This window comes from Marilutibacter aestuarii, from assembly GCF_006546775.1.
GTDB lineage: Bacteria > Pseudomonadota > Gammaproteobacteria > Xanthomonadales > Xanthomonadaceae > Marilutibacter > Marilutibacter aestuarii.
On sequence record NZ_VICE01000057.1, the window covers coordinates 32271 to 41250 of the forward strand.

At 68.9% G+C, this 8980-nt stretch carries 5 protein-coding genes and 2 pseudogenes; 3 read left to right on the forward strand and 4 right to left on the reverse strand.

All coding sequences use genetic code 11. The annotated features are described in order from the left end of the window. Positions 1-8 precede the first annotated feature (8 nt). Entirely contained in the window at positions 9-3392 is a 3384-nt protein-coding gene (locus tag FKV25_RS06105) for a hypothetical protein (protein ID WP_141517908.1), read from the reverse strand. Positions 3393-3774: 382 nt separating this feature from the next. On the opposite strand from FKV25_RS06105, the gene FKV25_RS06110 reads away from it, so the two are divergent. From FKV25_RS06110 to FKV25_RS06120, 3 genes are all read left to right on the forward strand, one after another. Beyond that, entirely contained in the window at positions 3775-4713 is a 939-nt protein-coding gene (locus tag FKV25_RS06110) for a nucleoside hydrolase (protein WP_141517909.1), read from the forward strand. 103 nt (positions 4714-4816) lie between these two features. After that, positions 4817-5062, forward strand: coding sequence for a type B 50S ribosomal protein L31 (locus FKV25_RS06115; RefSeq protein ID WP_141517913.1), 246 nt, complete (start codon positions 4817-4819; stop codon positions 5060-5062). Between the two features lie 267 nt (positions 5063-5329). Beyond that, positions 5330-6634 (forward strand): citrate synthase, encoded by a 1305-nt coding sequence (locus tag FKV25_RS06120; protein WP_141517910.1) that lies wholly within the window; start codon positions 5330-5332, stop codon positions 6632-6634. A gap of 91 nt (positions 6635-6725) precedes the next feature. On the opposite strand, the pseudogene FKV25_RS06125 reads toward FKV25_RS06120, so the two are convergent. From FKV25_RS06125 to FKV25_RS06135, 3 genes and pseudogenes are all read right to left on the reverse strand, one after another. Further along, positions 6726-7121 (reverse strand): annotated as a pseudogene (locus FKV25_RS06125) (methyltransferase, TIGR04325 family); the annotation flags it as partial. Positions 7122-7635: 514 nt separating this feature from the next. Continuing rightward, on the reverse strand, positions 7636-8304 hold the full coding sequence (locus FKV25_RS06130; protein ID WP_141517912.1) for a hypothetical protein: 669 nt from the start codon (positions 8302-8304) through the stop codon (positions 7636-7638). Between the two features lie 149 nt (positions 8305-8453). Continuing rightward, positions 8454-8980: pseudogene (locus FKV25_RS06135) on the reverse strand (penicillin-binding protein 1A); the annotation flags it as partial.

Here is an 8980-nt window from a genome sequence, read left to right on the forward strand (position 1 = left end):
GCCAGATGTCAAAGATCGATGCCGAAGCCGACGCCGGCGGATGACTCGCCGTCGCTGAAGGCGCCGCCCAGACTGAAGGAGGCGCGTTCGCCAATCTTCTTCGCGTAACCGACCGACAGCGCGCCTTCGCCGTTCTGCCAGCCCGCACCGACGGCGACGCGGCCGCGCGGGCTCTGGGTGCCGCCGGCATTGATCGCCATGTTCAGCATGGCCGCGCTCATCGCGCCCTGCTTGTCGATGCGCTCGTCCTGGTGGTCGAGGCGCGCGCCGACTTCGTCGGACAACTGCGCGAAGCGATCGTCGAACGCCTGGAAGCGGCTGTCGGTGTAGGCATTGGCTGAGCTCAGTGTCTGCGCCGACGCGGTGTCGGTGTAGCTGTTGGCGCTGTCCAGGGTCTGGGTGGCGACGGTGTCGGTGTAGCCGTTCGCCGACATCAGGGTCGCCGCGTCGCCGGTTTGTACCTGGCCGACGTTGGCGGCGTCGGTGGCGGCGGTGCCGTCGGCCACGTGGGTGACGCGGCGTTCGTTGTCGGCCGAGCCGACCGAAACCGTATCGGCCTGGTCGGCGACCGAGCCCTGGCCGATCGCAACGGCATTGTCCGCCGTCACCGAGGCGCCCTGGCCGATGGCCGTGCCATTCGGCGCGGTCACGCTGGAGTCCGCGCCGACCGCGACGGAGTTGGTGCCGTCGGCGGTGATCGTGGCGTTGGTGCCCACGGCCGTGCTGCCGTCCGCGCCCACGGTGGCGTTGGTCCCCACCGCGGTGTCGCCCGGATCTGCTGCGTGGCTGCCGGTTCCGACCGCGAGGCCGTCACCCGTGCCGGTCGGGGCGCCACCGCCCGCGCCCGGCGGCGGCGCCGATTCGAGTGCGGCCAGGCGGGAATCCAGGCCGTCGAGCCGGGTTCCGTAGTTCGATACCGTGGTGTCGAGGTTCGTGAACGATTGGCCCAGCCCGGTCACGGTGGTGCTCAGGCCGTTGAAGGCGGTGTCCATGTCGGACATGCGGGTGAACAGGCCGGCATAGCCATCGTTGAGATCGGACACCGTGCCGTCCAGGCCGTCAAAGGCCGCGCCCAGGTCGGTGATCGAGGAATCGAAGCCGGTGAATGCCGCATCGACCGCCTCGAAGGCTGAACCCACGTTGTCGTAGCTGCCGCCGCGGACACTGTAGCTGGGTGCGAGCAGCATGCCGTCGGCGTCGACCGTGGCGCCACCGCCCAGTGCGGCGGCCACCGTCTCCATGCCCGCCACGGCATTGGCCTGGACATCGGCCACGGCACTGTTCAACTGGGCCACGTTGGCCGCGTCGGTGTCCTCGGTACCGGCGGCGACATGGGTGACCTGGCGCTCGTAGCCCACAGAACCCACCGACACGGTGTTGGCACGATCGGCGACCGAATACGCGCCCAGCGCGACCGAGTCGTCCTCCAGCGCAATGCTGTTGTAGCCCATCGCCGCGCTGTTGGCGCCCAGGGCGAAGGCGTTGGTCCCGGAGGCCAGGCTGTTCGTGCCCTCGGCGTAGGCGTAGTTGCCCAGCGCGGTCGAATACTCGCCGGTCGTCATGCTGTATTCGCCGACGGCGGTGCTGCCGTCGGCGATCGCCTGGGCGCCGTTGCCCATGGCGGTGGCGCCGACGCCGGTGGAGCTGGCGGCGGTGCCCATCGCCAGCGCGTCGTTCTCGCTGGCATGCGCGCCGGTGCCGAAGGCGATCGCGTTGCTTGTGGAGCCGGCGACGCCGGCTGCGATGCTGGCATTCTGGCCGAAGGCGATGTTGGCGGTGCCGCCCAAGGCGCCGTCGGCGACGGCGTTCTCGCCAATGGCGATGCTCTTGTGCCACGCGGAAACAGCATTGGTGCCGATGGCGATGCCGTCCAGGCCGTAGGAGGATGCGAACGAACCGATGGCGACGCTTTCCGCGTCGTACGCCATGCTCTGGTTGCCGATGGCGACGCTTCCACGACCCTGCGCCTGGGCATAGAAGCCCAGCGACGCCGAACCGGAGATGACGGTCGGGTCGATGCTGTCGAACTGGCGGGTCGGCATGCCAGGGTCATGCTCGGTGTCGCGGTCGCCAGCAGCGGCAGCCGGGCCGATCGCGGCTCCATAGTTGCCCATTGCGTAGGCGCCGCCGCCCACCGCGACCGCACCTAGGCTGACCGTATAGGCCCGGCCGTAGGAATTGAGTCCGGTGCCAGGGCCCCGGGGCGCTGCACCAAAGGCCTGCGCCCAGTCCAGGAAGCCACCGACGGCGGTCGAGCCCATCCCCAGCGAGAAAGCCGAGTACCCCATTGCCACGGAGAACGGGTTGTAGGCTATGGAGGAGAAACCGATTGCGGTGCCCGGGCCGCGCACGGTACCGGCAGAGGTGCCGATCACCGTGGAGTTCTGGTCGGGGTAGTAGCCATTGGTAGGCGAGAGGTACGAGACCAGGCTGTCATAGCGGTAGTCGCCACTGGTGAACGCACCAGAGCCGATGACGACATTGTTGTTGCCCTGTGAGCGGGCGTTGTTGCCGATTGCGATCGAGTTGATCGCTGCTTCCTTGGACGTGCCGTACCAGAGTCCGTTGGTGGTGGTGGGGAATTCGAATCCCCGGGTGCCGTCGACGGTGGCGCCATTGCCCAGTGCGATCGAGCCGTTGCCGTTGACCGAGGCATTGTTGCCGATGGCGACCGAGTTCTGCGCCGGGCCCTCGACGATCGTCTCGACCCGGGTGATGTGGGTTTCGTCTTCAGTGAACACGATCGTGCCGTTGATCGCGCGCGTCTTGGCATTGGTGCCCATCGCGACCGAGTTGCTGCCGTTGGCGCTGGCATTGGTGCCTACCGCCACGCTGTTGCTGCTGTTTCCCGGCGGCGGGGTCGCGACCGGAGGCGTGTTGCCGTACTCCGAGCGGTTGGCCTCCTTGTCGTAGGCCTGGGTGTTGGTGCTGCTCGAACCGGCGTGGACAGCCCCAGCCTGGTTGCCGATCGCGACGCTGCCGCTGGTACCGGCGACCGAGCGCACTCCGATGGCGGTACTGTTGTTGCCCACCGCCTGCGCGGCGGCGCCAAAGGCGGTCGATGCGCTACCATTCGCCCAGGTGATTTCGTTCGGATCGACGAGGCCGTCGCCATCGATGTCGATCCAGGCGCCGACCGCAGTGGCGTCTTCGCCATCGGCTGTCGTTTCCCCGCCCAGCGCCGTCGAGCCGTCCCCGTTGGCCTTGGCGCCCGGGCCGCAGGCCAGGGCCTCGGCGCCCGGCGCGGTGCTGTCGATCGGGAGGGGCGTGCCGTCGTCGGCGAGCAGCTGGCAGTTGGTGCCGGCGTGCGCGGCGGGCAGGGCGAGGGCGGACAGCAGCGCCGCCGTCAGGAGGTGGCGGTTCAGGTTCCGTGCGGATCGTGTGCGTGACATGTGCGTTCTCGGTAGTCAGGGACCGGGGACGGCGCCGTCGGGCGTGGGGCCCTTGCCGAAACTCCCCTTCCTGCACCGTGGCTCCCCGGTGCCGGGGACGCTTGAAGTGGTGATGACATCCCCCACCGTTCCGATCACATGTCGATAACAGGTTGATGACAAGTCAATGAATCGACTGGAATTTCAGATGGCGTAGAACTGAATCGGCGGCTTCTCGCCCGCACCCAGGGAAGCGGGCGGAACGAGTCTTGCGTTGCCACATCCGCAGCCAGGCGCCCAGGCGCAACCTGAACGAAAACGGGCCTTCCGGCGCGGGGCACGGGCCGGGAAGCTGAGCTTGGCGGACGCTGCAGGGTCGTTCGCGGACCGGCATACTGCGAATATGAATGCGAAGATTCCACTCTTGATCGACACCGATCCCGGCGTCGACGACGCGCTCGCGTTGTTGATGGCCTTCAACGACCCCGACCACGAGGTCGTCGGCCTGACCATCGCCGCGGGCAACGTCGGCCTGGACCACACCGTCCGCAACGCGCTGAAGGTCTGCGAGGTCGCCGGCGTCGAGGTGCCGGTGTTCGCCGGGTGCCCGACGCCGCTACTGCATCCGGCGCCCGATGCGGCCGACGTGCACGGCGCCGATGGCCTCGGCGACACCGCTTACGCGCCGTCGCCTCGGCACGCGGAGAGCGAGCATGCCGCCCTCGCGATCCTGCGCCTGTCCCACCAGCATGCCGGCCGCCTGGTGCTGGTCGCATTGGGACCGCTGACCAACATCGCGCTGGCGCTCAGGCTCGACCCCACGCTGCCGACGCGCGTGGCGCGCTTCGTGGTCATGGGCGGGGCGGTGACCTCGCAGGGCAACATCACCGCCGCGGCCGAGTTCAACATCCACTTCGATCCCGAGGCGGCGCACATCGTCTTCGATGCGTTCCCGATGACCGACCTGGCCGACTGGGAGGCCACCGTCGCGCACAGCCTCGACCATGCCGAGGTGGCGCGCTGGCTGTCGGCCGATACCGACAAGGCCCGCTTCTACGAGGCGATCTCGCGCCAAACCCGGGCGTGGTCGGCCGATCGCCGGGGCGACCGCTGGTTCTGCGCCGACGCGCTGGCGATGGCCTGGGTGCTGCGTCCCGATGCGGCCCGGGTGGTGGAGACGCGGCCGATGGCCGTGGCCCTGGAAGGACGGCACAGCCGCGGCGCCACCGTGGTCGACTGGCGCCGGCAGGGCGGCCGGCCGGACAACGTCCGGATCCTGATGCGCTACGACCAGGCGGACTTCGAGGCCCGGGTGCGCGGCGCGGTCGGCGCGGATGGCTGAACGGATACGCCGGGCCCGCGACCGCGCCGGGCCCCGGACTTGCCTGCGGGAAAAAGCGCCGCTATACTTCGCTGCTTCCCTCCGATACCGATTGGTGAGTGCCATGAAGGCCGGCATCCATCCCGAATACCGCGAAGTCGTGTTCCAAGACGTGACCACCGACTTCCAGTTCCTGACTCGTTCCACCCTCGACAGCAAGGAGACGGTGAAGTTCGACGACGGCAACGAATACCCCCTGATCAAGGTCGACATTTCGTCGGCGTCGCACCCGTTCTACACGGGCAAGCACAAGATCATGGATACCAGCGGTCGCATCGACAAGTTCCGCAACCGCTACGCGAAGAAGTAAGCGCTTCGACGCGTGTGTCCGCACAACGGCTGCCGAAAGGCGGCCGTTGTCGTTTCTGGCATCGCGTCCGTACCCGTCGCACGGTGGCCGTATGGCCGTGGGCAGCGGGTCGACGCGCTGGGCCTGGTCCTTTGGTCCGGGGTCCGTTTCCGGGCCCGTATGCGATAATGAGAAGGTTGCAGGCCGCTCCCCCGGGGGCGCTTCGCGATCCCTGTCCCCCCATCCGTGCGCGGCCCCGCGTCCGCACGTCGACATGAGGAGTGTTCCGTGTCCGATTCGAACAAGTCTGGCCTGAGCGAGGTCACCCTTGCCGCCGGCGACAAGAACGTCGTCCTGCCCGTGCAGCATCCGACCCTGGGTGCGCCGTGCATCGACATCGCCCGCCTGCCGAAGGAAACCGGCTGCTTCACCTACGATCCGGGCTTCACCGCGACCGCGAGCTGCAAGTCGGCGATCACCTACATCGACGGCGACGCCGGCGTTCTGCTGTACCGCGGCTACCCGATCGAACAGTTGGCCGAGAAGTCCAGCTTCCTCGAGGTCGCGTACCTGCTGATGAACGGCGAGCTGCCCACCCCGGCCGAGTTCAGCGCGTTCGAGCACGAAGTCACGCATCACACGATGATGCACGAGCGCCTGAAGAACTTCTTCCAGGGCTTCCAGTACGACGCGCACCCGATGGCCATGCTGGCCGGCACCACCGCCTCGCTGTCGGCGTTCTACCACGACACGCTCGACCTGGAGGACCCGGAGCAGCGCCGTCTCGCGGCGATCCGCCTGCTGGCGAAGATGCCGACCCTGGCCGCTGCCGCGTACCGCTATTCGATCGGCTGGCCGATCCGCTTCCCGCGCAACAACCTCGACTACGTCAGCCGCTTCCTGCACATGATGTTCGAGGTCCCCAGCGAGCCGCTGGAGATGAACCCGGTCGTCGCCAAGGCGCTGGACCTGCTCTTCATCCTCCATGCCGACCACGAGCAGAACGCCTCGACCTCGACCGTCCGCCTGGTCGGTTCGACCGGTGCCAACCCGTACGCGTCGGTCGCCGCGGGCATCACCGCGCTGTGGGGGCCTGCCCACGGTGGCGCCAACGAGGCCGTGCTGAAGATGCTGGCCGAGATCGGCACCCCCGACAAGGTCGACGCGGCCGTGGCCCGGGCCAAGGACAAGAACGACAGCTTCCGCCTGATGGGCTTCGGCCACCGCGTCTACAAGAACTTCGATCCGCGCGCGAAGATCATCCGCGAGATGACCCACAAGGTCCTGGGCGAGCTGGGCGTGAACGATCCGCTGCTGGACGTCGCGTTGAAGCTGGAGGAAGCCGCGCTCAAGGACGACTACTTCGTGCAGCGCAAGCTGTACCCGAACGTCGATTTCTACAGCGGCATCATCTACAAGGCGCTGAAGATCCCGACCGAGATGTTCACCGTCATGTTCGCCATCGGCCGCACCGCCGGCTGGGTGGCGCACTGGCTGGAGCAGCAGGAAGACCCGGAGAACAAGATCGGCCGCCCGCGCCAGATCTACACCGGCTCGGCCTCGCGCGACTACATCGACGCCGACAAGCGCTGACCCCGGCGCCCTTCACGCCGCACCCGACGCCCCGCTTTCGCGGGGCGTCGTCGTTCCGGCCCGGCTGCGTGCCGGCGCGGGGGAGGCGGGCTCAGTGGCGGCTGGGCGCCTGGCGGCGGAAATAGATGCCCGTGTAATGGTCCAGCCGGCGCGACGGCGCGAAGGGCACGCGCAGGTGGCGCTCGGGAAGCTCCCACTGGTCATGGATGGCGTAACCCAGGCCTTGCATGCGGGCCTGCAGGTCCGGCAGGCCCACGACCCGGTACGGACATACCGCGATGCCCAGGTTCTGCAGGGTGAAAAATCCGTGCTCGGGATGGATCGGCGACAGGTTCACCAGGACGTGCCGCGGCGAGGCGTCGAGGCTGGCCAGCAGGTCCGGAAGCTCGTAGTCCAGGTATTGCAGGGCGCCGCTGCAGATCAGCAGGTCGCAGCCGTTCGCGTCGCGCGGCGAGTCGGAGAAGCGCAGGCGCCCGGCCGGGTCGTGCCCGGGCCGCCCAGTCGCGACCGGCTGCCATCACCGCGCCCAGGTCGTGCACGCACCAGTCGAGGTCGCCGGGGAGGGCGACCCGACGCCCGAACCCGTAGTAGGTCAGGCCGATGTGCCCGCCCAGGTCGAAGACCCGCCGGGCGCCTTCGGCCATCGCATGTTCGAGCCACAGCAGCGCGGCATAGTCGCAACTGCGCAGCTGCCGCAGCTGGGTGCGGTACATGCGCGTCGCCTCCGCCACGTCGTAAGTGGGAGGCAGGCGATCCGATCCGAAGGCGACGGCGGCGCGCAGGGCCTCGGCATGGCTGTCGTAGATCCCGAAATAGATGTTGCCGTGCCGGTAGGGTCGCTGGAAGTAGCGCCGGTACGCCGGGTGCGCGAGCAGGCGGGCACCCGGCAGTTCCATCAGGCGACAGGCCAGCTGCACGTCCACGATGCGGCCCCGGCATTGGAGGAGAGGAGTCGCTGGGGTCAACGCGGCGCCGGTGGCCGGGCGGACACGCTCCCTTGGTCAGGCAGGCATGCCGGGCATGCCGTCCGCCGCGTCGTCGTCCGCCAGCAGCTGCTCGACGTGGCTGGCCGAGGCGCGCGCCATCGGCCGCTCGTCGATCCCCGACAGCGGCGCCTGTCGCAGCACGGCCCGGGGCAGCACGGTCAGGTCGACGCTGATGGCATCGGCAGCGAACACCCAGACCGGGAAGTCGCCTTCGCGCTCGCGGTCCAGGCGCAGGTGGCGGCTGCGTGATTCGGCGGGAATGCGGTGTTGCTGCAGGAAGCGGGCCACGGCGTCCGGGTCGTCGTCGTGCAGGTGCAGGCAGACAGGGCTGTGGGCGTCGGCCGTGCCCTCGAGGACCGGCCCCACGAGACGTGGTGCGAAGGGTGCGAAGAACGCCAGCGCGTGCACCGCCGCCTCGCGTCGTTCACGCAGGGCCACGCGGTTGTCGGGCTGGAACAGGCGCTGGTACTCGCGCAGGGCGCTTTCGATCTCGCGGTTGCGGGGCAGGGAGGCATCGTCGTGGATGCCCAGGCGCTGCGCCGCCTTGAGCTTGGCCTGGTGGTAGTCGCGGATGCCGCCCTCGGCCATCAGGCGCGCGGCCTCGTGGGCCAGGCGGTGCCTGCGTTCGCGGGTACGGGTCTGGGCATGCTGGTGGGCATGCGCGTGCTGTCGGGCGTGGGGCATGGGAACCTCCGCAGCGGCACGGCTCGGGCAACCGGGGGCCGCCGAGGTCGGCCGAGGGGCCGACGGGACAACGCTATCACGCCATTCGCGACAGGGGGAAGGCAGGGTCGGCCCGGCGCGGGCGCGACCATGCTTCTTCATGCCGGTGTTCAGAAAATGTCGAAGGACTCTTCCGCCGGCACGCTGTCGTCGTCGTACTGGACGTAGGTCTGCATGCGTTCCAGGTCCTCGGTCTTGACCCATTCCGTCACCCCGCCGCTGCCGTCGGGCAGCAGGCGGCCGTCGGCCGACACCGAGACCTTGACCATGTCCGCCGGTGGCGGGTTGGGGGTGATGGGCTGGTCCTTCGTCGCCACGCGCATGTAGTCGATCCAGATCGGCAGCGCGGCGCGGCCACCGTACTCGCCACGACCCAGCGACTGGAAGTTGTCGCGGCCGACCCACACGGTGGTGACGAACTGGCCGCCCATGCCCGAGAACCATGCGTCGCGGTAGTCGTTGGTCGAGCCGGTCTTGCCGCCGATATCCTCGCGGCCAAGCACCTTGGCCGCGGTGCCGGTGCCGCGCAGGACCACGTCGCGCAGCATCGAGACCACCTGGTAGGCGACCCGGTTGTCGATCACCCTCGGGGCGTCGACGGTTTCGAGCGGGGTGCCGTCGGCCGCCAGGCGCGGCG